The following is a 24,768-nucleotide window of genomic DNA, read 5'->3' on the forward strand; positions in this document are numbered from 1 at the left end:
GGAAACGCACCATGAGCATCGATATCCGCAACATTTCCAAGCGCTTCGGCAACTTCGTGGCGCTGGACAACATCAACCTCGACATCGCCTCGGGCGAACTGCTGGCCCTGCTGGGCCCGTCCGGCTGCGGCAAGACCACCCTGTTGCGCATCATCGCCGGGCTGGAAACCGCCGATGCCGGCCAGATCCTGTTTCACGGTGAAGATACCACCGACAAGCATGTCAGCGAACGCCAAGTGGGCTTTGTGTTCCAGCATTACGCGCTGTTCCGCCACATGACCGTATTCGAGAACGTGGCCTTCGGCCTGCGCGTGCGCCCCAAACAAACCCGTCCCAGCGAGAGCGAGATCAAACGCAAGGTGCATGAACTGCTGGAACTGGTACAACTGGACTGGCTGGCTGATCGCTACCCGGCACAACTCTCCGGTGGCCAGCGGCAGCGCATTGCCCTGGCGCGCGCGCTGGCGGTCGAACCGAAGGTGCTGCTGCTGGACGAACCGTTCGGCGCGCTGGACACCAAGGTGCGCAAGGAACTGCGCCGCTGGCTGCGCCGCCTGCATGACGAAGTACACCTGACCAGCATTTTTGTGACGCACGATCAGGAAGAAGCGCTGGAAGTGGCCGACCGCGTCGTGGTGCTGAACAAAGGTCACATCGAACAGGTGGGTACTCCGGAGCAGGTGTACGATACCCCGGCGAGCCCCTTTGTGTACCAGTTCCTTGGCGACGTGAACCTGTTCCACAGCCGCGTGCATCAAGGCTGGGCAGAAGTGGGCAAGGGACGGATTGCCGCACCGGGCGCGCCCGATGCGCCGGCGATCATCTACGTGCGCCCGCACGAAATCGACCTGTCGCGTGTGGCCTCTGGTGACGCGCTGCACGGGGAAATCAACCACATTCGCATTCTGGGGGCGACCATCCGGCTGGAAGTGGACGTCGAAGGGCATGATGCGGTGGAAGTCGAGCTGAGCCGCGAGCGTTACAGCGAAGGGGGCTGGCAGGTGGGGGAAACGGTGTTCCTGACGCCGCGTACGGTGCAGGTCTACACCCCTCAGGCCTGAGTCCGCGTGCTAAGCTCCGCCGGTTTCCCTGCAGGTGCCACTGATGACTGATGCTGCCTTTGCCTACCCTGACCGCCGTGATACCGCCAGCCTGAAATGGGACAAGTATCGTGGCCGCGACATCATTCCGCTGTGGGTGGCCGACATGGATTTTGCCGCCCCGCCTGCGGTGTTGGCCGCGATCTCGGCACGCCTGCAGCATGGCGTGCTGGGCTACAGTCATGCGCCGGAATCGCTGACCCGGGCTGTGCAGGACTATGCGCATGTGCATTACGACTGGGACATCGACGCAAGCTGGATCGTCTGGTTGCCCGGTCTGGTGCAGGGCTTGAATCTGGCCTGTCGTGCAGCGGGAGAACCCGGTGATGCGGTGCTGACCGCTACGCCTGTCTATCCGCCATTTCTGCAGGCGCCGGGACTGGCCGGGCGTGAGCTGCAGAGTGTGGCGCTGATTGATGAGGGTAGCCAGTGGGGCTGGGATTTTGCCGCGCTGGAAAGTGCCATTACCCCGCGCACGCGACTGCTGCTGCTGTGCCACCCCCATAATCCGGTAGGGCGCGCATGGAGTCGTTCAGAGCTTGATACCCTATTGGGTATTGCGAAGCGGCACGATTTGCTGGTGTGTTCGGATGAAATCCACTGCGATTTGCTGCTGGATGAAGGTCTGCGGCATACCCCGTTTGCCCGGCTGGATGCGGCGTTCGCCCGCAACACCATCACCCTGCTGGCGCCGTCGAAAACCTGGAATATCCCGGGTCTGGGCTGTGCCCTGGCGGTCATTCCCGACCCGGCGCTGCGTGCCCGGTTTCGTCGCGAAATGGCGGGGCTGGTTCCGGCGGTGAATGTGCTGGGCTACGCCGGTGCCGAGGCCGCCTACCGTGACACGGGAGACTGGCATGCCGGCCTGCTGGCGGTACTGCGGACCAATCGTGCCTTGCTGGCCGAAGCCTTTGCCGGTAGCCGGCTAAAGCTGACCGTCCCGCAGGCAACCTATCTGGCATGGATTGACGCACGCAGCGTTGATGCAACAAATCCGCTGCCAAAGTTCGAGGCGCTGGGTATCGGGTTGTCGGACGGGCGCGATTTCGGCATGCCGGGTTTTGTGCGGCTGAATTTTGGCTGCGCAACCGAGTTGCTGCAGGAGGCACTGCGGCGTCTGCAACCCTTGCTATAGATACGCAAGCAATACCGAGCCGGCAGCATAAGCCGGCCGTCATTCCGGGAGAGATCACCATGGAGCAGCACCGCGAGGCGCCACCGGCGCCGGTTTCGTTCTGGCAGGCCTTCTGCTTCTGGCTGAAGCTCGGTTTTATCAGCTTTGGCGGGCCGGCCGGGCAGATTGCCATCATGCATGAAGAGCTGGTCGAGCGCCGGCGCTGGATTTCCGAGCGCCGTTTCCTGCATGCACTCAATTACTGCATGGTCTTGCCCGGCCCCGAGGCGCAGCAGCTGGCGACCTACATTGGCTGGCTGATGCATCGTACCCTTGGGGGTATTGTTGCTGGCGTGCTGTTTGTATTGCCTTCGCTGTTGATACTCATCGTGCTTTCCTGGCTGTATCTGGCCTGGGGGCAGCAACCGCTTCTGGCCGGGATTTTTTATGGCATCAAGCCCGCGGTGACGGCCATCGTGCTGCAGGCCGCGCACCGCATCGGCAGTCGCGCGCTGAAAAATGGCTGGCTGTGGGCACTTGCTGCGGCGGCTTTTGTTGCGATCTTTGCCGGCAATGTGCCCTTTCCGCTGATTGTGCTGGCGGCGGCAATGATCGGCTATCTGGCCGGCCGGCGCTGGCCGCAGCTGTTTGCCGCCGGTGGGGGGCACGGCAAAGCCGGCAAGGATTATGGGGCTGCGCTGATTGACGATGCCACGCCGCTGCCTGAGCACGCGCGTTTTCGTGTCGGCCGGCTGGCCTTGCTGCTGGTGATTGGCGCGCTGCTCTGGGCCGCGCCGATGTTGGTACTGACACTCAGTCTGGGCTGGTCGCACACGCTAACGCAAATGGGCTGGTTCTTTACCAAGGCCGCGCTCTTGACCTTCGGCGGGGCCTACGCGGTACTGCCGTATGTGTATCAGGGGGCGGTGACGCATTATGGCTGGTTGTCGCCCACACAAATGATCGATGGGCTGGCGCTGGGTGAAACCACGCCCGGGCCACTGATCATGGTGGTAGCGTTTGTCGGTTTTGTTGGTGCCTATGTACCGGCGTTATTCGGGGCTGAATGGCGTTTTACCGCGGGTGCGCTGGCCGCGGCTCTGGTCACCTGGTTTACCTTTCTGCCGTCGTTTGTCTTCATTCTGGCTGGCGGGCCGCTGGTCGAGGCCACGCGGGACGAGCTGCGCCTGACTGCGCCACTGACTGCCATTACCGCTGCGGTCGTCGGGGTGATCGTCAATCTGGCGCTGTTTTTCGGCTACCACGTGTTCTGGCCGCAGGGCTGGGCTGGGGCGCCGGATTATCCGGCGCTGCTGATTGCCGGTGCTGCCGCGCTGGCGCTGTTTCGCTGGCGGATCAGTGTGCCCAGGGTGATTGCCGGGGCGGCACTTGCCGGGGTGCTGTTGCGAATTTCTGGGGTATAGCCATCAAGTTCACTTTTAGAAGGTTACTTGTGGCTATACCCTGTTGAGTATTAGACGGCTGGCTGGTTTCCGTGGGGTGCTGTGCGCTGCTTGCGTCGCCACAGCAGCAATCCCAGCATGGCCAGCAGCACATTGGCTCCCGCCGCACTGGCCAGCAGGATGTCGCGCACCGGCCTGCCCAGCGGGTCAAGCCAGTGCCACTTGTGCAGGTAGGCAAACACCCAGCCCTCCAGCCGGTCGCCGCGATCGATCCGGGTCGAGAAGGCGCCGGTGGCCGGCTCGATATACCAGCTGCTGGCCGCTTCATCGCCCAGATCAATCCGGTAGACCGGTAGCCGTTTCTGGAAAAAGCCGTATTCGCCTGCAAACTGGCGCACCAGCACCACGTTTGCCGGCGCTTGTCTTACCGTGCCGTGACTGACCTGCTGCAGAAGTGCGGTAGCGTGTCGTTCGGCCACGCCGGCCTGCGGGATACCTCGGCTGTCGAGGTACTGCGGCAGCTGTCCTGCGGCGGATGGCGGTGCGTGGTGCTGATGTTCGCCACCCGGCGCGGCTGGCTCGGCTAGCTGCAGCCAGTAGAGACTATCCTGCACCTTCACGGCAATCAGTTCGCGGCTGCCGGCCGGAATGGCTGCCAGTGCCGGCGCCGCAGGCAGAGCGGCCGGCGCCGCAGCGGCATAGGGCGGGTGCTGCAGCCACAGATGCGCAAGCCCGGAAGTCGCCAACACGATGCCGGCAGCGCCGATCGTGATCCCCAGCGTGCGATGCCAGCGTCGCAGCGGAGCCTGGCCTGGCTTCAGCGTGCCCCGGCGGGCGCGCAGCACGTACTGCGCGATGCCACCGGCACTGCTGGCCAGCACCAGCAACAGCAGTGCCGTCATCCCGAGCTGCTTGACCGGATCGCTGGCCCAGCTCCAGGTGTGCAAGCTGGCAAACATCGGCATCAGCAGGCGCTTGCGCGAGTCCGACAGGCTGGCCAGGCGGGCACCTTCGGTATCAACAAAGGCGACCAGCCCGTCTTCACGGGCAAACTCCACGCGCCAGACCGGCAGGATCTTGTTGATGGCTGGGTAGCCGCGGCTGAATTGCGTGACCGGTGTGATGTGCCGGACAGGCGAGCTGGCATCGCCCGCGAGTGCGCGCGCCAGCCGCTCGGCTTCCTGCCGGTCGGTGGCAGGTAGCGCGCTGCCGCTGCGCGCGTCGAACCACTGTCCTTCGGGACTGCCACGCAACCCGAGTCGCCAGGCGGGTGTGTCGCCCAGCATGCGCAGGCGCAACGATTGCAGTTTTCCCTCGGAGGCGGCAATGCCGGCGGCGGCCGGTAGTACGGGGGTGAGCCCGGCAGGCAGAGCAGGCGCTGGCGGCAGTGGCTGTGCCGTCGGGCTGAGCGCACTCATCAAGGGATGCAGCATGCCACTCAGGCCCCAAAGCAGAACTGCTGCTGCGGCCGGCCAGGCCAGCCGGCGATGCCAGCGCTGCAGCCAGCCCAGTGCGCTGGCTCGGCTGCGCTGCGGGCTCAGCAGGATTTCGGGTTCGCGTTTCATTGCGCCCCCTTCGGACCGGCAAAGCGGTAGGCAAGGCCGATAAAGACACTGCGCGGAGCGCCCGGCGTGTAGCTGTCCTGTGTATCCCCGTCATGTGCACCCATGCCCTTGTAGCTGCTGGCTGCCATCTCGGCGTAATGCACGTTGCCGAGATTGAGTGCCTGCGCCCAGAGGGTCCAGTTGTGCCACTGAAATTCGCTGCGCAGATTCAAGAGGGTATGCCCTGCATAGCTAACCATATTGCGGTTGTCCATCCAGTACTTGCCAAGGTATGCAGTTTCCAGCGCGATCCTCAGCTGCGCGCTCGGGCGGTAGGCCAGTTCGAATGTTCCCTGCCAGCGCGGTGCCGCCGGAATATCCTTGCCGGCATAGTTTTCCACTGCGGAAGGCTGGTACTCAAGGTAGATGTGGCGGGCGTACTGACCAGCCAGTGCCGCGCTGAAGGATTCGGCAAACTGCCAGTTCACGCCCAGCTCGAGCCCCTCGTGGCGGGTGCGACCGGCGTTTCGCGGTTCGGAGCGCCCCGGTGCCAATGAATAGTTCACCAGTTCATCCTGGCCCTCGAGGCGGTAAATGGCCGCATCCAGCTTCAGGCCTGCCAGCGGCTGCAGGCGTAAACCCAATTCCAGCTGGTCAAAGGTGGCTGATTGCAGATCGGGTCGAACGGCACTGCCAAACAGGCTGCTGATTTCGGGTGGGGTAAAGCCGCGGCTGTAGCCTCCGTAGACAAACGCGGCCTTGCTGGCGGCCCAGGTGAAGCCGAACTTGGGCGAGGTCTGCGCGAAGGACTGGGTTTGCGAGGGCGCGCCGGTAGTGGCCGACGCTGGCAATGCGTTGGTGTAGTCGTAGCTGACACGATCGTAGCGCGCACCGGCATTGATGCCGAAATCCGGACTGATCTGGTAGCCGAAATCGGCATACAGGGCCGCGTTACCCAGATCGACGTGGTAGTCACGGCGCACGGCGCCGGTCTGATAATCCAGGTATTTGCCGGTCAACGGGTCACGCCGGATGTTCAGATTGGTTTCGCTCTGATCGTTGGGGCTGCGTTCAAGCAGCGTGCCGAGCGTGGCTCTGAAATTCCCCCACTGCTGGCGATGAAAGGCCGACAGGCCCAGCGACTGGAAGCGGTTTTCCGTGGTGCGCCCGCGCGCGCTGTCCGGCCCGGTGTTGAAGATCAGATAGCTCGGCAGCTGGTCGGTGCGGTTGTTACGCACATACAGCGTCGCACTGCTGTATCCCTGAGGATTGAATTCACCCTCCAGTGTCGTGCTGGCGCGCAGTGCCGCGACATCGCGATAGGTAAAGCTCTGGTAGGAATAGCCCGGGCGGCTGTTGTAATCCGTTTCGTTTAGGCTGCCCGGCATATCGGTATCCAGCGCCGAATAGCTCAGCAGGTTTTTCCAGAGGATGGTGTCGCTGATCCAGTGATCGGCGCGCAAGGTCAGTGCGGATTTGTCCATGCTGCTGTAGTCCTGCCAGCTGTTGCCGCGATGGGCGACGTAGCCGGCAATCCGCAGGCCGCTGTCATCCCGACTATTGCTCGCCGTGACATCCAGCCGGCGGTATCCCTGATTGCTGCCCTGGAAGCTGGACTCGAACAGCGGTGTGGTGGTGGGAGCCGCACTGGTGAAGTTGACTGCACCACCAACCGCGTTGCTGCCGTAAAGGCTGGATGCCGGCCCGCGCAGCACCTCGATGCCGCCAGCTGAGGGCAGATTGATTTCATAAAGCGCGTTGTGATTGAAGATACCCACCGGCCGGATCGGAATGCCATCTTCCAGATACTGGTAGACCGCCGAATAACTCATCGGCTGGCGGATGGACATGTTGTGCTGCTCGTTCCCCAGATCGGGCATGTGCACCCCGGGGATTTTGTCGAGCACCTGGCCGATAAAGGTTGGCTTGATTTCTATGATGGTTTTTTCGCTGATCAAACCGATCGAGATGGGGGCGGTCGCCAGCGGACCAGCTTCACGGGTAGCGGTGACGACTACTTCATCCAGAACGGTGGTGGGGTCTGCTTGCGCCAGCAGGGGTAGAGCTGCGAGAAATGCGCCATACAACGGGCGCAGGCCAAGGATTGCCGGGCGATGGGGGCGGCGGAAAAGAGTAGTGCAAGTCATGGTGACGGGGATTCCGGTTCTGGCCGCGAATAAGCGCGGCTAGCCTGCTGTATGGCAGGCAAAGGCAGTGGCGCTAACGTTGCGCCGGATGGGTCAGGCCGGAATCAGGGCTGGCGGGCCACGCGGAGGTGGCCGCACATGCGGCAAGCCTGCCGCTGCGGATACCTGCGGGGCAAGCGCAATATCCACCGTGCTGCAGGACAGACAGACAGGCAGCAGAGAGGCTGGAGGGGGCGCCGTAGCGTGGCTGGCCAATATCGCGCAGAGCGGGCACGGCAGCATTCCCTTTGCGGGAGACGGTTGAGCGGGCGCCGCTAGGCTGCCGGTATCGTCCCCCGACTTTGCCGTCGTACACCACGCCGGTGATACCGGACGCGCCATTGCTGCGGCATGCGCAAACGGCAGCAGCACGTGCAGCAGCATGGCCAGCATGGCCAGCCAGGCACGCGGGCGCAGCAAGGTGGGTGATGGACGAAGCATGGAGCGGCAATTAGTGAAAACCGGCCGCATGATACGGAACTATGACATGGGCAACAAATGCAACAAGCGGAATTGGCCTCACGCGCTTGTTCTTTGCCTGTTGCAATGGCTTTGTTAATGGTATGGACACTCCCTTCTAAACCGGCGTAGCCGGATCCAGACTGAAAGCCCGGTGCAATGCACCGGGCTGGATCTGGTTGTTATGCGGATTACTTGCAGCTGCCCAGGTCTTTCCACGGTCCCCACTGACCGGAGTCGGCGGGGTTGTCGCCAGTGATCCACCACTTGTTCTGGTAGTTGCGACCGTTGTAGGACACGGTAGTGCCCGCGCTGGCATACACCGTTTTGGCATCCCAGGCGGCGGCGCAGCTGCTGCTAGCCGGTGTTGGTGTTACTACCGGTGTTGCCGTTACAACTGGCGTTGCAGTCACCGCGGGCGTTGGTGTGGCGCTGGGTTTGACGGTCGGCATCGCGCTCGGCTGCAGGGTGGCCGTCGGCTGTGGCGTGCTGCTCGGGGCCGGTGTCACGGTCGGTGAGCTCGCGCAGGTTCCGACTTGTTTCCAGGCCCCCCATTGCTGGCTGCCCGGAACTTCCCCGCGCACCCACCAGCTGGCCTGCCAGATCTTGCCGTTATAGCTGGCCTGGCTGCCACCAGTGTAATCCTTGCCGGCATCCCAGGCGGCCGGGCAGCTGCCGGCGGGAGTTGGTGTTACCAGCGGAGTTGGGGTGCCGGTAACGACCGGTGTGGGCGTCGGGGTAATGGCTGGCGTCGGCGTGACGGTCGGTGTGGTGCTGGGCTTGGTAGTCGGTGTTGGTGTGCTGGCAACCGGGCCCTGAATGTCGACCCGGAAGGTGTAGCTTGCCCCATTGCGGCTGTAAACGTGATTGTCCTGTGCATTTTGCACGGCGATCACGCTGCCATTGCCTTGCAGCAGGCCGATGCTGACGTAGCGTGATGTGCCATTGATTTTCTGTGCGAGGAAATACGGCCAGTTGACTGCCAGAGCGGTGTTCTGGCCGGTCTGGTTGTCAAAGCCGACGGTCAGCTCGGTGCTTTCCAGGTCGACCCCCTGGGCATCGAACAGGCGGAAAATCACTTTGCTGTTCTCGGTGAGATCCTGGAAGGCACGAATTTGCCCCAGATCCTTGAAGGTGGATACCGCACCGGAGAAGTTCACGTCCGAACAGGAATAGAAGGCTTCGGCACTGTCGCTACGCTGCCAGGTGGCATAGATGATGTGCTGGCCGGATTTCTTCGGCAGCGGGCAGGTCAGCTTGTAGGTCTTGTCGGCATTGACCGGGATATTGCCCAGTGTGCAGAAGCGTTCCAGGTCGGACCATTTCAGTGGCTGGGTCGGATTCCAGCCATCACGGGTCACATACAGTGCCCATTCCTTGGTCTGGTGGGGCGCTGGTGCCTTGAAGATGAAGTCGTACTGGCCGTTGGCGTTGGGCGCAATTGGCGTAGTCGGCCAGTCGGTACGGGCCTGATTCAGGCCGGCATAGTTCGATTTGCCGCCGGCGCAAAGCTGGCCATCGGGAACAAAGGCCTGATGGTCACCGTTGGGTAGCTGGTTGACCCCCGACCAGTCATACAGCATCTGCGGGCCGGATTGGGCCACTGCTGCTTGGCAGGCGGCGGATTTGGGGGCTTCGGGGCCTTCGTTGAAGCATTGCAAGATACGGCTGATCGGGTCAGCCATGGTGCCGTGCGCCAGTGCGGCGCCGGACCAGGTCAAGGCAAGTGCGCCACCCAGCAGGGCGGTGCGGATCGGATTGCTCCTCATCATTCACTCCAGTCGTTGTGGTGTTGGCCGTGGCTGCGCACCATCCCGGTCTTGGCCGGTTCGCACCCGCCTGGGGCGGGCTGCTGCAGTCTTCGCTGCGCTGGCGAATGTAGCATTGCCAGCGCAGCGAATTCAAGCAATTGTCATTGAAAATGAATGATTTAGAGAAGGCTGATTTAGCTGGCGAGAGCCGCCTGCTGCTGGGCGAGCAGCTCGCGGATACCCGCCTCGGCCAGATCGAGCAGGGCGTTGAGCTCCTGCCGCGAGAACGGGGCGCCTTCGGCGGTGCCCTGGACTTCGACGATGCCGCCTGACGCGGTCATCACCACGTTCATGTCGGTGTCGCAGGCCGAGTCTTCCGGGTAGTCCAGATCCAGCACCGGGGTGCCTTCGAACACGCCCACCGAAATGGCGGCAACGGCTTCGCGGATTGGCGATTCGGTCAGTTTGCCGGCGGCGATCAGGCCGCTGATCGCATCGCAAAGTGCGACAAAGGCGCCGGTAATGCTGGCGGTGCGGGTTCCGCCGTCGGCCTGGATGACATCGCAATCAATGACGATCTGGCGTTCGCCGAGTTTTTCCAGGTCGACCACGGCACGCAGCGAACGGCCGATCAGGCGCTGGATTTCCTGTGTGCGGCCGGATTGCTTGCCGCTGGCGGCTTCGCGCTTCATGCGGCTGCCGGTCGAGCGCGGCAGCATGCCGTATTCGGCGGTTACCCAGCCCTGACCCTTGCCCTTGAGAAAGCCCGGTACGTTTTCTTCGACACTGGCGGTGCAGATGACCTTGGTATCACCGAATTCGACCAGCACACTGCCTTCGGCATGACGGGTGTAATGGCGGGTAAGGCGGACGGGGCGCAATTGCGCAGGCTGGCGGCCGGATGGGCGCATGGGTAACTCCAGGTCAGTGAATGCGGCGATTATAGGCGCAGGCAGGCGGTTTGCGCGGCCTGCTCAATGATCGGTCTGTATACATTGGCAGGTATGTCGCTATAGCCCTTTTTACGAATTATTCCTGAGTGTATACCCATGCGTTGATCGGCTAGCGCTGGTGGCCAAATAGCTTGCGGAGCTTGCGGTAGCCCCGACGCAGGGTGTTGAGCAGCCAGAGCGGTAGCGGCACCGGGTCATCGAGCAGCAGTGGGGCGTACAACCAGTCGTAAACCTTGCGGAAGTCGCTCCAGCGCTGGCATTCACCGTTCTTGTAGAAGTCCGAGATATCGACGATGTAACCGCGGCCATCACGCTGCATTACGTTCTTGGCATGCACGTCGTGCGGGTTGAGTTGGCGCTCGCTCGCCCAGGTCAGTGCTGCATCGATGTCGGCGACACACTGGCGGGTGATCGGGGTGCCATCCAGGCAGCACTGCCACAGCGTTTTGCCGTAAATGCGGCGCAGTACCAGATAGTCCGCACCGACATGATAGGCCCGCGAATATGCCGGATGCTCGCCCAGCCGGGCGTAGACACCGGCTTCTTCCGCCAGGCCGGGGCGACCCGGGGCGTAGCGCTTGACGACGAAATCCGGGTAATCCGGGTGGGTGACAACCGCCGCGTAGTTGCCGCAACCCAGCAGCTGCCATGGTGCCGGTAGCGCAGTCACCTGCACCGGTTCGTGCTCGTCGAGGCTGTGCAGTCGCCAGGCCGGCAGCAGCGTGGTGTCGATCAATGCCAGGAAACCTGCGGGCAGTGGGGGCGGGGATTCGATCATATGTAAGCGTATGTGCCGGGGATGCCGGCGGGGTGGGCTTTCTTGTTAAGATTGGGGCTGATTCTAACCCCAAGCCGCGAGAGCCGCCCATGAGCCAGTTCTGGAGCAAGATCGTACACACGCTGACACCGTATGTGCCTGGCGAACAGCCCAAGCTGACCAATCTGATCAAGCTGAACACCAACGAAAACCCCTACGGCCCGTCGCCGAAAGCGCTGGCCGCCATGCAGGCGCAGATTGCGGACACACTCAAATTGTATCCGGATGCCGCCAGCACGCCGCTGCTGCAGACCATTGCGCAGCATTACGGGGTGCCGGTGGATCATGTGTTCGTGGGCAATGGCTCGGATGAAGTCCTGGCCTTGCTGTTCCCGGCGCTCTTGAAACACGATGCACCGCTGCTGTTCCCCGACATTACCTACAGCTTCTACCCGGTGTATTGCGGGCTGTATGAGATCAATTACCAGACCGTGCCACTGAATGCACGCTTCGAAATTGATGTGGCCGATTATGACCGGCCCTGCGGTGGCATCATCTTCCCGAATCCGAACGCACCGACCGGCGTTGGCTTGCCGCTGGCCACCATCGAGGAATTTCTCAAGCGCCATGCCGATTGCGTGGTGGTGGTGGACGAAGCCTATATCGACTTCGGTGGCGAGACGGCCGTCAGCCTGGTAGCGCAGTACCCGAACCTGCTGGTGGTGCAGACGCTGTCCAAGTCGCGCTCGCTGGCCGGCCTGCGTGTCGGTCTGGCCATCGGTCAACCGCACCTCATCGAGGCGCTGGTGCGCGTGAAGGACAGCTTCAACTCCTATCCGCTGGATCGTGTGGCGCAGGCCGGTGCGGTGGCGGCCTTCGAGGACGTGGCTTACTTTGACGACACCCGTAGCAAGGTGATCGCCACGCGCGAGTGGTTCACCGCTGAGCTGGCGCAACTGGGCTTCGAAACCTTGCCGTCGCAGGCCAATTTCGTGTTTACCCGCCACCCGCAGCACGCCGCCGCCGAGCTGGCCACCGCCTTGCGCGAGCGCAGCATCATCGTGCGCCATTTCAAGCGCCCCGAGCGTATCGCACAATTCCTGCGCATCACCATCGGCACGCCGGAAGAGTGCGCGGCACTGGTCACTGCGCTGAAGGAGATCCTGGCATGAGCGATTGCAAGCTGTCGGTGAACATCAACAAGATCGCCACGTTGCGCAATGCGCGTGGTGGGGACAATCCGAATGTGGTCGAGGCGGCCATCCGCATCCAGCAATTCGGCGCGCAGGGCATCACTGTGCATCCGCGCCCGGACGAGCGCCACATCAAGTACGCCGACGTGCGCGAACTGCGCCCGGTGGTGAATACCGAGTTCAATATCGAGGGTTATCCAAACGAGGAGTTCATCGCGCTGGTGCTGGAGGTGCGGCCGGAGCAGGTGACGCTGGTGCCCGATCCGCCCGAGGCGCTGACCAGCAATACCGGCTGGGATTGCGTGACGCATCAGGCCTATCTGCAGCAGGTGATTGCGCGCTTCAAGGCGGCCGGCATTCGCACCTCGATCTTTCTGAATGCAGAGGTGGTGCAGGTATACGCAGCCAGGCAAACAGGTACGGATCGTATCGAGCTATACACCGAGCCGTATGCCGCGCATTACGCGGAAGATCGCGTCGCGGCCATCGCGCCCTTTGTTGCCGCCGCGCGCGCTGCGCAGGAAGTGGGGCTGGCGCTCAACGCCGGCCATGACCTGAGCCTGGAAAACCTTGCCTATTTCGCGCAACAAGTGCCTGGGCTGAAGGAGGTGTCGATCGGGCACGCGCTGATTGCCGATGCACTGTATCTGGGTCTGGAAGAAACGGTGCGCCGCTATCGCGCGGCGCTGGCGGTCGAAACGGTCTGAGTGCCGGGTTGATGTCGGGGCAGGGTCAGTGTGAAGCAGGCCCCGCCACCGGCCAGATTGTGTGCCAGTAGCGAGCCGCTGTGTGCTGCGGCGATTTCGCGGCAGATCGCCAGTCCCAGCCCTGTGCCGCCGTAGTGGTGTTGGTCGGACTGGTAGAAGGGTTCGAAAATCTTCGGCAGATCGGCTTCCGGAATGCCGGTGCCGTGGTCAATGACGCTGAGGGTCAGGGTCACATCGCTATCCTGCAATTGAACCTGGATGGCGCCATTTTTCTGGCTGAACTTGATGGCATTGGACAGCAGGTTGCGGATGATCTGCTCGATTCGTCCGCCATCGCAATCAAGCAGGCTGTCAGAACAACGGTTGAGAAGGTCGATGCTGATCTGCCGGTTGCGCGCCAGTGCAGTGATTTCGCTGCAGACGACTTCGCAGAGTTGTGCCAGATCGTGTCGGGAAAAACTGAAGCTCATTTTGCCGGCGCTGACCTTGGTGATGTCGAGCAGGTCGTTGACCTGCTCCAGCATGCGCTGGCCGGATTCGACAATATTGCTGAAGTAGCGGTTGAGTTGTTCCTGGCTGGCAAATGCCAGTTTGTCCTGTCCCAGCCGGGCAAAGCTGAGAATCGCGTGCATCGGCGTGCGCAGTTCGTGCGAAACGCGGGAAATGAACTGGGTCTTGGCCTGATTGGCCGCTTCGGCATGGTCGCGGGCTTCTTCCAGTTCACGGGTTTTCTGGTTCAGCGCGGCCTGCAGGCGGCGCTGTTCCAGAATGCCCAGCGCGCGCAGCGTGATGATGCCGACCTGATTGGCGTACTGTACTTCTTCCAGCAACCAGTTGTGCTGGCGCTGGACGTGTTCGAACAGCAACATCCCCAGGCGTGCCCCGTTCTGCTGCAAGGGGATGATCAGCAGCGATTTGATGCCCAGTGGCGCCAGGTGCTCGGCATAGACCGGCTGCAGCGCGAGATGATGCGCCGCAGTATGCGCGACGAGTGCACTGCCACTGGCCAGCAGGGTATTGAGCTCGGCGCTTGATCTGATATCCCAGTCCGGCAGCCGGAAGCGCGCTGGCGGACTGCGCAGCTGGCAACTCATTTGCTCGCGATGCGGGTCATTGAGCCAGAGCGATACCGCGTTGCAGGGGACAATTTCGCGGGCGCGCCGGCACAGCAGCTGGGCAATGTCGGTCATTTCACCCTGGAACAGCATCGGTTCCGCCGCCAGCTGCAGCAGGCGCCGTTCGGGGCTGATGCGAATGCCTGCCAGGTCTTCCAGCGCGCGCAGATCCCAGGGATTGCCGCTGTGGTGACTGATGGCCTGTTCGAGTTGTGTCGCCTGCCGTTCGCTGGCCAGAGCCTGCGCATATTGCCCGTCGGCTTCGGCCAGTTCGGCAATCAGGCGGTGACAGGCCAGCTCCACATGGCGCGCTCCCGCGCGCAGTGCGCTGGCCAGGCCTTCTTCGGCGTGTCGCCGTGCGGCACTGCTGTCTCCGCAGTGCTTGGCCATGCGGGCCTGATTGATGTGCACATTGGCCAGCCCCCACCAGTGCGCCGCACTGTGGCACAGCCGCTGCGCATCGGCCAGACCTTGCCGCGCAGCATCCAGCAGTCCTTCCTGCAGATCGACTTCGGCCAGCCGGAAGAGTGCTTCACCTTCGTCATCGCGATGCTCCAGCTGCCTGCTCAGCAGCAGGGCCTGCTGGTAATTGCTGCGCGCCTCCCCGAGCCGCCCGAGGCGGTACTGGCTGTAGCCGAGGTTGAGCTGCATGTTCAGCTGCAGCTCGGGGTCGGCCAGATCGGCGGCGCGCCGGCTGGCTTCCTCATGCAGGGTGCAGGCGGTGGCGTGGTCGCCGAGGCCGTCGTAAATCTGGGCGATCCCCGCATCGATGTGCGCCCAGCTGAGGCGATCACCGCACTGGATCGCGCATTCACGTGCCAGAATCCAGGACTGCAGGGCATTGCGGTACTCGGCGCGGGTGTAATAGGCGCGGCCGATCACATGCAGCAGTGCAGCCTGCTCGTGCAGCTGCAGGCGTTCCTGGGCGAGCTGCAGTCCTTCATGCAGCAGGTCAATATCGCTGTCGGGGTAGCCGCGCTGATCGATCAGGCGGGCATACAGCACGGTTAGTGCAATAAAAGCCGCATCGTCGCCACTGCCCCGGGCCTGTTCCAGTGCGGCCAGGCAGTGCTCGTAGGCAAGCCCCCGCTGCTGGTGGGCGAGCTCGCTGATCTGGTCGATCTGATCGCGCAGCGAAGGAAGGGGAGCATTATCGGACATGGCGATGGCATAAGAATCCTGCTGCAAGCATAGCAGGCTTGCCCCGCCGGTGGGCGGCTCAGAAGCGGACCGAGCGGGTCCAGGCCTTCAGTACGGCTCGTGCCAGCCGGTCATCGCTGTAGCAGACCAGGGTGTCCGCTTCCTGCTCCGGCTGGTAGCGACGGATTTCGCTGATGCACCAGTCACGCTGGGCGGTATCCATCGGTGCGAGTGCGTGCAGGGGGCTGGCGTAATGCCGCACGCCGATTTCGGCATCGCTGCAGACGCAGGGGGCGCAGCTTTTGCGGGCGTGACAGCTAAGTCCAAGGAGGGAGAAGGGATCACTCATGAACACAGTGTGCCGTGTCTGCATGCAGGGCGGGTCGATCTGCATCAAGCTGCTGCACGATGTGAGCGTTGATACCGGGTATATGTCGCTATCTATTTTTCTATCTGGTTGTCACTTGCATAGGGGGCTTGGTATTTTGCCTGCCGAGTGCTGCTGGAGGTGCGCCGCAGCAACGGGCTGCCATGCTCGGCAAACCAGACGCCGGCGACAATCAGCGCCGCACCAAGCAGTGCCAGTGGCGTGATCTGCTCGCGCAGGATGATGGCCGCGGTGAGCATGGTGATCGCCGGAATCAGGTAAATGTAATTGCTGGCCTTGACCGCGCCGATCAGTTGGACGGCATTATTCCAGACTACATAACACAATGCCGAGGCGATCAGTCCGAGGAACAGCAGTTGCGGCCAGACCTGATGGAGCAGGATGGTCGGCAGCGCGGCGGTGTAGCCGGTCAGCCAGAGTGCCGGCAGCATGGTCAGCAGTCCGTAGCCGAAAATCCGCCGCGTTAGATGCAGCAGGCCATGCGGCTTGCTGACCCGCTTGAGTAGCGTCGAATAGAGCGCCCACATCCCGCCGGCGCTGAGCGCCAGCAGGTCGCCCAGCGGATTGAGCTGCAGTACCACGCTGCCGTTGAACATTACCAGCGCCACCCCGGCAAAGGCGATCAGGCTGCCGATGACCAGCGGGCGCGACAGCCCCTCGTCGGTGCTGAAGAAGTGTGCGAGCAACGCGGTCAACAATGGCGCAGACGATACCAGCAAGCCGACATTGCTGGCCTGGGTAAACTGCAGCGCATAGTTTTCGGTCAGGAAATACAGCGTGACGCCAGTGGCGCCCATGGCCGCATAGTGTAGCTCCTGCTTCCAGCCTTCCCAGCCGCGCCAGACCGGATGCAGCAGCCACAATACCAGCCAGGCCAGCAGAAAGCGGTCGAACAGGATCTGTACCGGGCTGAGGTGCTGCAACAGCAGCTTGGTCGAGACAAAAGTCGTTCCCCAGACAGAAACGGCAAACAGGGCCAGCAGGTGGCCGCGCAGGGTGGCTGACATGTATTCCTCCAGAGCCCGGATTCTACGTGATGCTCGGGGTGCTCACCGTTCCGCGCTTGCGCATGCGCAAGCACGGTGAAAGCGCCATAATGGCGCGCCGGTCCAGCCCCCGGCAGGGAGATATGCTGTGAAGTACTGGTTTCTGAGTACGGTGTTGCTGCTGCCACTGGTGGCGCAGGCCGCCGACCCGGATGAGGTCAGGTTCAAGGCCGAACTGCGCAAGCGCAATGTGGTCATCAGCGAGCGGCAGATGGCCAGCATCTGGAATTATGTGCAGACGCCCGAGGGGGCGAATCCGCTCAAGGGACGTGAGCTCTACCAGCAGCTTTGCGATTACAAGGCCTATTACGACCAGAAATTGATGAGCTACTGCCATATTGCGCTGCAGGAGAGCTTTCGCGCACAGTATCCGCTGGCGTTTCTGGCGGACTACCAGCCTCAGGCTGAATTGCGGCGCTACGATCTGGCCGACGGGCTGGCTTATGTGGTGGATATTACCGGCAAGGTCAAGGATCGGGCCAAGCATGTGCCTGCGGTGCTGCGAGTGAGGCTGGAGCAGCAGAGTGGGGCTAGCCGGGATTTCGTGCTGTTGTGGTTTGACGGCTACTGGGCGTTCGTGCTTTAAACCATGCTGGGTATTGCCGGATGTAATCTGAGGAAAGATCGTTTCACGGCAATACCCTTGGGTTTTAATGAATGCCGCCGCTGGCTTTGAAGCGTTTTTCCAGGTGGTTGACGCCGGCTGCCAGCACCAGGGTCAGTACCAGATAGATCAGCGAGATCGTCAGGTAGGGCTCCCAGTAGCGCGAATAGGCGCCGGCCACGGTGCGTGCGGCGTAGGCAATTTCTGCCAGGCCGATGGCGGACACCAGCGAACTGTCCTTCACCAGCATGATGGCTTCATTGCCCAGGGGCGGCAACATGCGACGGAAGGCTTGCGGCACCACGATAAAGCGCATGGTCTGGCCGTAGGTCATCCCCAGCGAGCGCGATGCCTCGAATTGCCCCTTGTGGATGGACTGGATGCCGGCCCGGAAAATTTCGGTGATGTAGGCACCGGCATTGAGTGTCAGTGCCACTAGCCCGGACATGAAGGCGCCATATTCCGAGCGCAGTTCGCCGGCGTAGTCACCGCTGATCAACCAGCCGCCTTCCGGGTGTACCAGCAGCGGCATCACGGCAAAGTGGGTGAGCAGAATTTGCACGAACAACGGCGTGCCGCGGAAGAAGGTGACATAGGCGGTGACCGGCCAGCGTACCAGTAGCATCACCGGATATTTCCACGGGCCGTGCTTGACTTCGGCCAGTCGCGCCATGCCACCAAACAGGCCAATCAGCGTGCCCAGCACCACCGCGATCAGGGTGATGCCGACGGTCATCTTCATGCCGGAGATGAACAGGTCACGATATTCCCAGACAATCTGCAGCTGGAAATTTTCGAGAAGCGGCACCGCTTGCTGTGCGGATTGCCAGAATGCGTTGAAATCCATGGACTAGGCTCGGACAGGGCAAAATAAAGCGCAAACGGCTAGCCGTTTGCGCCCGAGTCAGCAGCTCCGGCTTACTTGCCGAAGTACTTCTGGTGAATCTTGTCGTAGGAGCCATCGGCCTTGATGGCCGCCAGACCCTTGTTCAGCTTGTCGAGCAGTTCCTTGTTGCCCTTCTTCACGGCGATGCCGTAGTACTCCTTGGCAAAGGAATTGTCGTCGATGGTCTTGAGCTTGCTGTCCTTGTTGTTGGCGATGAAGTTGATCACCACGCCGTTGTCGGCAACCACGGCATCGACGCCTCCGCTGAGTAGTTCCTTCAGAGCCAGCGGGGTGGATTCAAAGCGCTTGATGTTCGGGTTGGTCTTGCCCAGCAGTTTCTGCACAACTTCGTCGCCAGTGGTGCCAGTCTGTACGCCGACCTTCTTGGTCTTCAGTTCGCTGAACTTGGTCAGCTTGCTGTTGGCGCCGACAGCAATCAGCTGCTTGGCTTCAAAATACGGATCGGAGAAATCCATGGTCTGTTTGCGCTCAGGGGTGATGGTCACCGCTGAAATCACGATATCGCGTTCGCCATTGGCCAGCGTGGCGAAAATGCCTTCCCACGGGGTGTTCACGAACTTCACCTGGATGCCGGCCTTGGCAGCAACCGCATTCAGCACGTCCATGTCAAAGCCCACGATTTCTTTCTTTTCGTTCACGGATTCGAACGGGGCGTAGGCGGCATCGGTGCCCACCTGATAGACCTTGGCGGCGCTTGCGCCGGTGCTCAACATCAGGCCACTCATCAGTGTGGCAACCATCCATGCTGCTTTCATTTTGCGCTCCTCGTCATTTTTATGGGTGGGCATAAAACCCGCACGTGCGATCTTAAACGTAGATCGTTTGGTGATTAATCAGGGATATCCCGTAAGCTTGCGGTGTCAGCCAACCAGTTCGTCAAGTCCGCCACGCAGGTCCAGCAGTTCCGGTAGTTTCTCGGTTAGTTTTTCCCGGTCTAGTCCAGCCTGTGCAAGCAGATCGTCGCTGGTTTCAGTCAGGGCGGCAGCAAGGGAGTCCTGGTCGTGTGCCTGCTGCTGCAGACGGATGGCCAAATTGAGGATGGCGCTGAGGGCGTCCGGGGGTACCTGCCCAGATGGATCATCCTGGTGCCGCAAGGCGTCCACGATCAGGGCAGGGAAATTCCAGCGTCGAACCAGCTCAACGCTGGCATCGACAAAATCGAATTCCGGGGCTGAATCGCCGGACTTGGCGGGGTCGGCGTGATGCTTTTCGATTTGGGTGGCTGTCTCGGGAGAAACCACGTGAACCAGCATCTCGCCGATGTTGTGCAGGATGCCACAGGTAAAGGCCATTTCCGGAGAGACGCGCGCCTGGGTGGCCAGCCAGCGGGCATCCGATGAAACCGTGAGGCTTTTATGCCAGAAGTGCTTGCGATCGAAGCCGGGTGTTGCGATGAACGCACCGGTGATGCCGGAGGCAATTACCAGGGTGCGTACCGTGTTGAAGCCCAGTACCACCATGGCCTCATTGACTGTGCCGATACGCCGGGTTGCGCCGAAGTGGACTGAATTGGCCAGGCGCAACACCTTGGCGGTGATGACCTGATCCAGTGAAATCTTCTGGGCAATGCGCCCGATATCGATCGAATCGTCGTTAAAGCTGTCGATCAGTTCCTGAACCACTTTGGGGATGGTGGGCAGGCGGTGCGTTTGCTCGAACACCTCTTCCAGTTTCATTGCGCACTCCCGATGTTTCTTGTCGTTTTATCTTAGAGTAGGGGGCGGACTGTCACCAGTCCGGAGCAAATAAAAAGAACTCCGCCCTGGGGCGGAGTTCTCTGGGGGGGGGGCTTACTGCCCGGATTCGCTGTTGCCGCCCGTGCTGACCTGGGCCAGTGTTTCGGGGGCAGCACTCGGCGCAGCTTGAGGCTGACTGCGCTGGTCGCTTCGGCGGCGGCGCTTGGGCGCCTCGACGATGATTTCTTCCGCGGCCGGGTTGCTGGCGCTGGTCTGAACCAGTTGCAGCTCGACTTGCTCGCTTGCCGCTGCCGCCTGACCTTCCTTGCGGATGTCGCTGCGGCGGCGGCGAGTCGGTGCGGCCGCTTCGCTGGCGTGATCGCTGCTAGCGGCGCTGGTGCTGACAAGAACCAGGCCTGCTTGTGCTGCCAGCTCGGCGGCATCGACCTGCGGTTCGCTGTCGATGGTTGCCTCGGCGCCGGGTGCTGCTGCAGCCTTTTCTGCAGGGGCTGCTGCGGCGGCCGGCGCTTCCGCATTGAATACCAGGCTGGCTTGCGCCGGAACGGATTCAGTTTGCGGGATCGGTGTGCTGGCTTCAGTCGCCACTGCGGGCGCGGCTTCTGCTGTTGCATCAGGGGCTGTTTCGCTGGCGGTGGCGGGTTGATCGGCAGTTGCCGCCGAAGTATCAGCTGCTTCTGCTGCAGGTGCGCTTGCTACCTCGCTAACCACTGCGATGACTGGAGCCGCGTTGGCCTGCGCTGCATCGCTGATGGCTGTTACCGGAATGGTGCTGGCTTCTTCGGATGTAACGGCATCTGCTGCTTCAGTGGTGACTTCCGCTGCTGCATTGCGTTCGCCACGGCGCTCACCGCCACGACGGCCGCGACGGCGGCGGCTGCGGCCTTCGCTGGCTTCACCAGCAGGAGCGGCGCTATTCGCATCGATCTGTTCGCTGGTATTGTCGTTGCCGGTGGCTGTGCTGCTGGTTTCCAGCAGTTCTTCCTGCTTCGGAGCCGTGTTGCGCTCGCCACGCGGCTGGCGTTCACTGCGCGGCTGGCGCTCGCGACGCCCTTCCTGCTTGGCTGGGGCTTCTGCTGGTGCGGTTGCCGTGCTGGCCAGCGCAGCCGTTTCACGGCTGTCATTGCCATTGTTGCGTTCGCGGTTACGCTCGCCACGGCCTTCGCGTGCCGGTTTCTGGTCTTCTTCGATGCGCGGCTTGCCGCTGCGGCGATTCTCGTCGTTGCCGCGATTGCCGCGTTCGGCGCGCTGCTCGTTGCGCTCGCCACGCTCATTGCGCTCGTTGCGCTCACCATTGCGCTCGCCACGACGGCGGCTGTCGTTGCGGCGGCCACTGTTGCGCGCAGCCGGTTTGGTTTCTTCGACAGCAGGCTCGCCCTTGAACCAGCTGACAATACGGCTCCACAGCGATGTGCCGGATTGTTCCTGTGCGGCTGCCGGCTTTTTCGCCGGGCGTGGTTCGGCGGAGACCGGGGCCGGTTGTGCCGGAGTGATGCCTTTGACGGCGGCTTCCTGGCGTTTGGCCTGTTCTTCCTTGGCCTTCAGCGGCTGGTAGCCCTGTTCCGGCGGGGTTTCGACCATGCGGTAGGACGGGCGGCCGTCGTCGAACTGGTTCAGTTCGTCATGGCGCAGGCGGGAGACGCTGTAATCCGGCGTTTCCATGTGCATGTTCGGGATCAGCACGATGCTGACCTTGAGCCGTGCTTCGAGCGCGAACAGTTCGTGGCGCTTTTCGTTCAGCAGGAAGGTGGCAACGTCGACCGGCACTTGCGCGTGAATGGCGCCGGTATTGTCCTTCATGGCATCTTCCTGAATGATGCGCAGGATGTGCAGGGCGGACGATTCGGTGCCGCGAATGAAGCCGGTCCCGTGGCAGCGCGGGCAGGCGATGTGGGTGGTTTCTTCCAGCGAGGGCTGCAGGCGCTGGCGGGAAAGCTCCATCAGGCCGAAGCGGCTGATCTTGCCGGTCTGTACGCGGGCGCGGTCATGGTGCAGCGCTTCACGCAGGCGGTTCTCGACATCGCGCTGGCTCTTGGGATTCTCCATGTCGATGAAGTCGATGACGATCAGGCCGCCGACGTCGCGCAGGCGCATCTGGCGGGCGATTTCGTCGGCTGCTTCGAGGTTGGTGCGCAGCGCGGTTTCCTCGATGTCGCTGCCCTTGGTGGCGCGCGCCGAGTTCACGTCGATCGAGTAGAGCGCTTCGGTCTTGTCGATCACGATGGCGCCGCCTGACGGCAGGGAGACTTCGCGGGCAAAGGCGGTTTCGATCTGGTGTTCGATCTGGAAGCGCGAGAACAGCGGAACGTCATCCTGATACAGCTTGACGCGGTTCACGTTGCCCGGCATGACGTGGCTCATGAACTGGCGGGCCTGTTCGAAAATGTCGGACTTGTCGATCAGGATTTCGCCGATTTCCGGCTGGAAATAATCGCGGATGGCGCGAATGACCAGGCTGGATTCCTGGTAGATCAGGAATGCACCGGTCTGCGAAGTGGCGGCACCTTCAATGGCGCGCCACAGTTGCAGCAGGTACTGGAAGTCCCATTGCAGCTCTTCAACGGCGCGGCCGATGGCTGCGGTGCGGGCGATCAGGCTCATGCCGGACGGAGTGTCCAGCTGATCCATGGCAGCGCGCAACTCGTTGCGCTCTTCGCCTTCGATGCGACGGGAGACGCCGCCGCCGCGCGGGTTGTTCGGCATCAGCACCAGATAGCGTCCGGCAAGGCTGATGTAGGTGGTTAGTGCCGCGCCCTTGTTGCCGCGCTCGTCCTTTTCGACCTGGACGATCAATTCCTGGCCTTCCTTCAGCGAGTCGAGCACGCGGCCGCGGCCGCCGCCTTCGCCGTCGCCCAGGTAGGCGCGGGAGATTTCCTTGAACGGCAGGAAGCCATGGCGATCACAGCCGTAATCGACAAAACAGGCTTCCAGCGAGGGTTCGATGCGGGTGATGACACCCTTGTAGATGTTGGACTTGCGCTGTTCCTTGCCGACAGTCTCGATGTCGAGGTCGATAAGTTTCTGGCCGTCAACGATGGCAACGCGCAGCTCTTCGGCCTGCGTTGCATTGAACAACATGCGTTTCATGTTTAAAGGGGCTCCTGCGAACGCATTGCAGGGTCTCCGCGGCAAACCACTGGGGCTTCCGCCAGTTCCGGTGATCGGGGCTGGGCACGACCGCGCACCACGCAGGGCGCGGCGGTGGATCAATTCAGGCGATGTCAGTCCGGCTTAGCGAAATACGTTACGGCTCCAGTGTCCTTGTGTCAGATGATGAGGTTTGCGGTGTACTAACCACCCCCGCAAGGCTTGTCGGGCGGGGCTGGCGCGGAAATCCGGGAAGTGCGCTAACAAAGTAAATCAATTACCATCGCTGCTTTCGCGCCTTGCGCTGCGGTGAGCGTCATTAACCGCTTCCCGGCGTCTGTGTCGATCAGGTCTGTGGGGTGAGTCCCGCGCGCTGCATCCGCAAAACGAGCGGACAGTGACCCGATGGTCACGGCGGGTTGTTCATCACCTGAACGGCCTGGCAGACAAAGAGCGGGAAAATGGGACAGGCCGGTCAGGCCTGTCACGGCGAACCGCTGCGGTGTGCCCGTTTGGCATGCAGCATGTGGTCCGCGCGAGCCTGCGTAAATCGATGCAGGCCGGCATTCATTGACTGCAGCATCTGGCTGCAGTGCAACAGCGAGTATATGTCAAGATGTCGCAAACAAGCAAAGCATCCGTGGAATGGGTGACAGTCGGAGAGGAAGACGCCGGGCAGCGCCTGGACAATTTCCTGCTCAAGCGCCTCAAAGGGGTGCCCAAAAGCCACGTATACCGCATCGTGCGGGCCGGGGAGGTGCGGGTAAACAAGGGCAGGGCCGATGTTACCCGCCGCCTGGAAGCCGGGGACGTGGTTCGTGTGCCGCCGGTGCGGGTGGCCGCTGTGCCGTCGCAGGCTCCGGCGCAGGCGGCAAGCCAGCGCATCGAGCTGGAGGTGCTGTTCGAAGATGATGCGCTGCTGATCGTCAACAAGCCGGCAGGGATCGCCGTGCATGGTGGCTCCGGGGTGTCTTTTGGTGTGATCGAGCTCTTGCGAGCGCAGCGTCCGCAGGCCAGATATCTGGAGCTGGTGCACCGGCTGGATCGCGAAACCTCGGGCATTCTGCTGGTGGCTAAAAAGCGCAGCGCGCTGGTCAAGCTGCACGAGATGTTCCGTGATCACCACCGGCTGGACAAGCGCTATCTGGCGCTGGTGCAGGATGTGTGGCCCGAGCCGCGCAGCCATGTGCGCCTCAAGCTCTTCAAGTACACGACCCCGGATGGCGAGCGGCGCGTGCGAGTGACCGCAGACGGCACCGATGCGCACACGGTAGTCAATCGCCTGAAGCAGTGGCAGGATTGCTCCTTGCTGGAGTGCGAGCTGAAAACCGGCCGCACGCACCAGATCCGCGTGCATCTGGCCTCCAGTGGTCACCCTATTCTGGGAGACGAGAAGTACGGCGACTTTGCGCTGAACAAGGCGCTGCAGCGTGATGGTCTGAAGCGCATGTTCCTGCATGCCTGGAAGCTGGCATTCAAGCATCCGCTCACCGATGTGCCGCTGGCCATTGAGGCACCGCTGCCTGATGAATTGCAGGCGTATGTCGCTGCGCTGGGTGAGCCCTTGGTGCGGTAAATACACGGGTATTGCCCTGCAATCATTTCAATCAAACAAGTACA

20 protein-coding genes are annotated in these 24,768 nt (G+C 62.1%); 7 read left to right on the plus strand and 13 right to left on the minus strand.

Features of this window, described 5'->3' with window-relative positions; translation table 11 throughout:
- Positions 1–11 precede the first annotated feature (11 nt).
- The 3 genes from INR99_RS04185 to chrA are packed head-to-tail and all read left to right on the plus strand — an operon-like array spanning position 12 to position 3,638.
- Positions 12–1,061: a sulfate/molybdate ABC transporter ATP-binding protein gene (locus INR99_RS04185; protein WP_194115053.1), complete on the plus strand. Its 1,050-nt coding sequence runs from the start codon at positions 12–14 to the stop codon at positions 1,059–1,061.
- 43 nt (positions 1,062–1,104) lie between these two features.
- The gene (locus INR99_RS04190) at positions 1,105–2,235 is read left to right on the plus strand and encodes a MalY/PatB family protein (RefSeq protein ID WP_194115054.1); all 1,131 of its coding nucleotides are present in this window, start codon (positions 1,105–1,107) and stop codon (positions 2,233–2,235) included.
- A 59-nt stretch (positions 2,236–2,294) separates the two neighbouring features.
- Entirely contained in the window at positions 2,295–3,638 is a 1,344-nt protein-coding gene (gene chrA / locus INR99_RS04195; RefSeq protein ID WP_194115055.1) for a chromate efflux transporter, read from the plus strand.
- Positions 3,639–3,688: 50 nt separating this feature from the next.
- On the opposite strand, the gene INR99_RS04200 is transcribed toward chrA, so the two are convergent.
- The 6 genes from INR99_RS04200 to INR99_RS04225 all read right to left on the minus strand — a co-directional run bounded on the left by INR99_RS04200 (position 3,689) and on the right by INR99_RS04225 (position 11,288).
- The gene (locus INR99_RS04200) at positions 3,689–5,182 is read right to left on the minus strand and encodes a hypothetical protein (protein WP_194115056.1); all 1,494 of its coding nucleotides are present in this window, start codon (positions 5,180–5,182) and stop codon (positions 3,689–3,691) included.
- On the minus strand, positions 5,179–7,308 hold the full coding sequence (locus INR99_RS04205) for a TonB-dependent receptor family protein (RefSeq protein WP_194115057.1): 2,130 nt from the start codon (positions 7,306–7,308) through the stop codon (positions 5,179–5,181). Before INR99_RS04205 ends, INR99_RS04200 begins: the two co-directional genes overlap by 4 nt.
- 93 nt (positions 7,309–7,401) lie before the next feature.
- Positions 7,402–7,788, minus strand: coding sequence for a DUF2946 domain-containing protein (locus INR99_RS04210; RefSeq protein ID WP_194115058.1), 387 nt, complete (start codon positions 7,786–7,788; stop codon positions 7,402–7,404).
- A gap of 209 nt (positions 7,789–7,997) precedes the next feature.
- The gene (locus INR99_RS04215) at positions 7,998–9,575 is read right to left on the minus strand and encodes a lytic polysaccharide monooxygenase (RefSeq protein ID WP_194115059.1); all 1,578 of its coding nucleotides are present in this window, start codon (positions 9,573–9,575) and stop codon (positions 7,998–8,000) included.
- A gap of 176 nt (positions 9,576–9,751) precedes the next feature.
- Positions 9,752–10,468, minus strand: a complete 717-nt coding sequence (rph, locus tag INR99_RS04220) for a ribonuclease PH (protein WP_194115060.1) — start codon at positions 10,466–10,468, stop codon at positions 9,752–9,754.
- A gap of 151 nt (positions 10,469–10,619) precedes the next feature.
- Positions 10,620–11,288: a serine/threonine protein kinase gene (locus tag INR99_RS04225; RefSeq protein WP_194115061.1), complete on the minus strand. Its 669-nt coding sequence runs from the start codon at positions 11,286–11,288 to the stop codon at positions 10,620–10,622.
- Between the two features lie 89 nt (positions 11,289–11,377).
- On the opposite strand from INR99_RS04225, the gene hisC reads away from it, so the two are divergent.
- Together hisC and INR99_RS04235 are read left to right on the plus strand one after the other, a co-directional pair.
- Positions 11,378–12,439, plus strand: coding sequence for a histidinol-phosphate transaminase (gene hisC / locus INR99_RS04230; protein WP_194115062.1), 1,062 nt, complete (start codon positions 11,378–11,380; stop codon positions 12,437–12,439).
- Positions 12,436–13,167 carry a pyridoxine 5'-phosphate synthase gene (locus INR99_RS04235; protein WP_194115063.1) on the plus strand — a complete coding sequence of 244 codons (732 nt, stop codon included), beginning with the start codon at positions 12,436–12,438 and terminating at the stop codon, positions 13,165–13,167. The genes hisC and INR99_RS04235 overlap by 4 nt, the downstream gene beginning before the upstream one ends.
- Here the strand turns inward: INR99_RS04235 and INR99_RS04240 are convergent.
- The 3 genes from INR99_RS04240 to INR99_RS04250 form a co-directional block, all read right to left on the minus strand.
- Entirely contained in the window at positions 13,134–15,443 is a 2,310-nt protein-coding gene (locus tag INR99_RS04240; protein ID WP_194115064.1) for an ATP-binding protein, read from the minus strand. The genes INR99_RS04235 and INR99_RS04240 overlap by 34 nt on opposite strands.
- 58 nt (positions 15,444–15,501) lie before the next feature.
- On the minus strand, positions 15,502–15,771 hold the full coding sequence (locus INR99_RS04245; RefSeq protein ID WP_194115065.1) for a hypothetical protein: 270 nt from the start codon (positions 15,769–15,771) through the stop codon (positions 15,502–15,504).
- A gap of 92 nt (positions 15,772–15,863) precedes the next feature.
- Positions 15,864–16,817: a DMT family transporter gene (locus INR99_RS04250; RefSeq protein WP_194115066.1), complete on the minus strand. Its 954-nt coding sequence runs from the start codon at positions 16,815–16,817 to the stop codon at positions 15,864–15,866.
- 127 nt (positions 16,818–16,944) lie between these two features.
- Between INR99_RS04250 and INR99_RS04255 the strand changes: the two genes are divergently transcribed.
- Positions 16,945–17,442, plus strand: a complete 498-nt coding sequence (locus tag INR99_RS04255) for a hypothetical protein (RefSeq protein ID WP_194115067.1) — start codon at positions 16,945–16,947, stop codon at positions 17,440–17,442.
- Between the two features lie 64 nt (positions 17,443–17,506).
- Here the strand turns inward: INR99_RS04255 and INR99_RS04260 are convergent, their stop codons facing one another.
- The 4 genes from INR99_RS04260 to INR99_RS04275 all read right to left on the minus strand — a co-directional run bounded on the left by INR99_RS04260 (position 17,507) and on the right by INR99_RS04275 (position 23,148).
- Complete coding sequence (locus tag INR99_RS04260; RefSeq protein WP_194115068.1) at positions 17,507–18,307, minus strand: amino acid ABC transporter permease; 801 nt, start codon at positions 18,305–18,307, stop codon at positions 17,507–17,509.
- A gap of 71 nt (positions 18,308–18,378) precedes the next feature.
- Positions 18,379–19,122, minus strand: a complete 744-nt coding sequence (locus INR99_RS04265) for a basic amino acid ABC transporter substrate-binding protein (protein WP_194115069.1) — start codon at positions 19,120–19,122, stop codon at positions 18,379–18,381.
- Positions 19,123–19,227: 105 nt separating this feature from the next.
- A complete protein-coding gene (locus tag INR99_RS04270; RefSeq protein WP_194115070.1) occupies positions 19,228–20,043 on the minus strand; it encodes an HDOD domain-containing protein in 816 nt (271 codons plus the stop codon).
- Between the two features lie 114 nt (positions 20,044–20,157).
- Positions 20,158–23,148, minus strand: a complete 2,991-nt coding sequence (locus tag INR99_RS04275; protein WP_194115071.1) for an Rne/Rng family ribonuclease — start codon at positions 23,146–23,148, stop codon at positions 20,158–20,160.
- 616 nt (positions 23,149–23,764) lie between these two features.
- Between INR99_RS04275 and INR99_RS04280 the strand changes: the two genes are divergently transcribed.
- The gene (locus tag INR99_RS04280; protein WP_194115072.1) at positions 23,765–24,724 is read left to right on the plus strand and encodes an RluA family pseudouridine synthase; all 960 of its coding nucleotides are present in this window, start codon (positions 23,765–23,767) and stop codon (positions 24,722–24,724) included.
- The last annotated feature ends 44 nt before the right edge of the window (positions 24,725–24,768 follow it).

The sequence above is a fragment of the Chitinilyticum piscinae genome (genome assembly GCF_015223195.1).
Taxonomy (GTDB): Bacteria; Pseudomonadota; Gammaproteobacteria; order Burkholderiales; family Chitinibacteraceae; genus Chitinilyticum; species Chitinilyticum piscinae.

Excerpts from the sequence above, each read along its gene's own strand:
- INR99_RS04185 (WP_194115053.1), top strand. The coding sequence starts at position 12 with ATGAGCATCGATATCCGCAACATTTCCAAGCGCTTCGGCAACTTCGTG.
- INR99_RS04190 (WP_194115054.1), top strand. The coding sequence starts at position 1,105 with ATGACTGATGCTGCCTTTGCCTACCCTGACCGCCGTGATACCGCCAGC.
- chrA (WP_194115055.1), top strand. The coding sequence starts at position 2,295 with ATGGAGCAGCACCGCGAGGCGCCACCGGCGCCGGTTTCGTTCTGGCAG.
- INR99_RS04200 (WP_194115056.1), bottom strand. The coding sequence starts at position 5,182 with ATGAAACGCGAACCCGAAATCCTGCTGAGCCCGCAGCGCAGCCGAGCC.
- INR99_RS04205 (WP_194115057.1), bottom strand. The coding sequence starts at position 7,308 with ATGACTTGCACTACTCTTTTCCGCCGCCCCCATCGCCCGGCAATCCTT.
- INR99_RS04210 (WP_194115058.1), bottom strand. The coding sequence starts at position 7,788 with ATGCTTCGTCCATCACCCACCTTGCTGCGCCCGCGTGCCTGGCTGGCC.
- INR99_RS04215 (WP_194115059.1), bottom strand. The coding sequence starts at position 9,575 with ATGAGGAGCAATCCGATCCGCACCGCCCTGCTGGGTGGCGCACTTGCC.
- rph (WP_194115060.1), bottom strand. The coding sequence starts at position 10,468 with ATGCGCCCATCCGGCCGCCAGCCTGCGCAATTGCGCCCCGTCCGCCTT.
- INR99_RS04225 (WP_194115061.1), bottom strand. The coding sequence starts at position 11,288 with ATGATCGAATCCCCGCCCCCACTGCCCGCAGGTTTCCTGGCATTGATC.
- hisC (WP_194115062.1), top strand. The coding sequence starts at position 11,378 with ATGAGCCAGTTCTGGAGCAAGATCGTACACACGCTGACACCGTATGTG.
- INR99_RS04235 (WP_194115063.1), top strand. The coding sequence starts at position 12,436 with ATGAGCGATTGCAAGCTGTCGGTGAACATCAACAAGATCGCCACGTTG.
- INR99_RS04240 (WP_194115064.1), bottom strand. The coding sequence starts at position 15,443 with ATGTCCGATAATGCTCCCCTTCCTTCGCTGCGCGATCAGATCGACCAG.
- INR99_RS04245 (WP_194115065.1), bottom strand. The coding sequence starts at position 15,771 with ATGAGTGATCCCTTCTCCCTCCTTGGACTTAGCTGTCACGCCCGCAAA.
- INR99_RS04250 (WP_194115066.1), bottom strand. The coding sequence starts at position 16,817 with ATGTCAGCCACCCTGCGCGGCCACCTGCTGGCCCTGTTTGCCGTTTCT.
- INR99_RS04260 (WP_194115068.1), bottom strand. The coding sequence starts at position 18,307 with ATGGATTTCAACGCATTCTGGCAATCCGCACAGCAAGCGGTGCCGCTT.
- INR99_RS04265 (WP_194115069.1), bottom strand. The coding sequence starts at position 19,122 with ATGAAAGCAGCATGGATGGTTGCCACACTGATGAGTGGCCTGATGTTG.
- INR99_RS04270 (WP_194115070.1), bottom strand. The coding sequence starts at position 20,043 with ATGAAACTGGAAGAGGTGTTCGAGCAAACGCACCGCCTGCCCACCATC.
- INR99_RS04275 (WP_194115071.1), bottom strand. The coding sequence starts at position 23,148 with ATGAAACGCATGTTGTTCAATGCAACGCAGGCCGAAGAGCTGCGCGTT.
- INR99_RS04280 (WP_194115072.1), top strand. The coding sequence starts at position 23,765 with ATGTCGCAAACAAGCAAAGCATCCGTGGAATGGGTGACAGTCGGAGAG.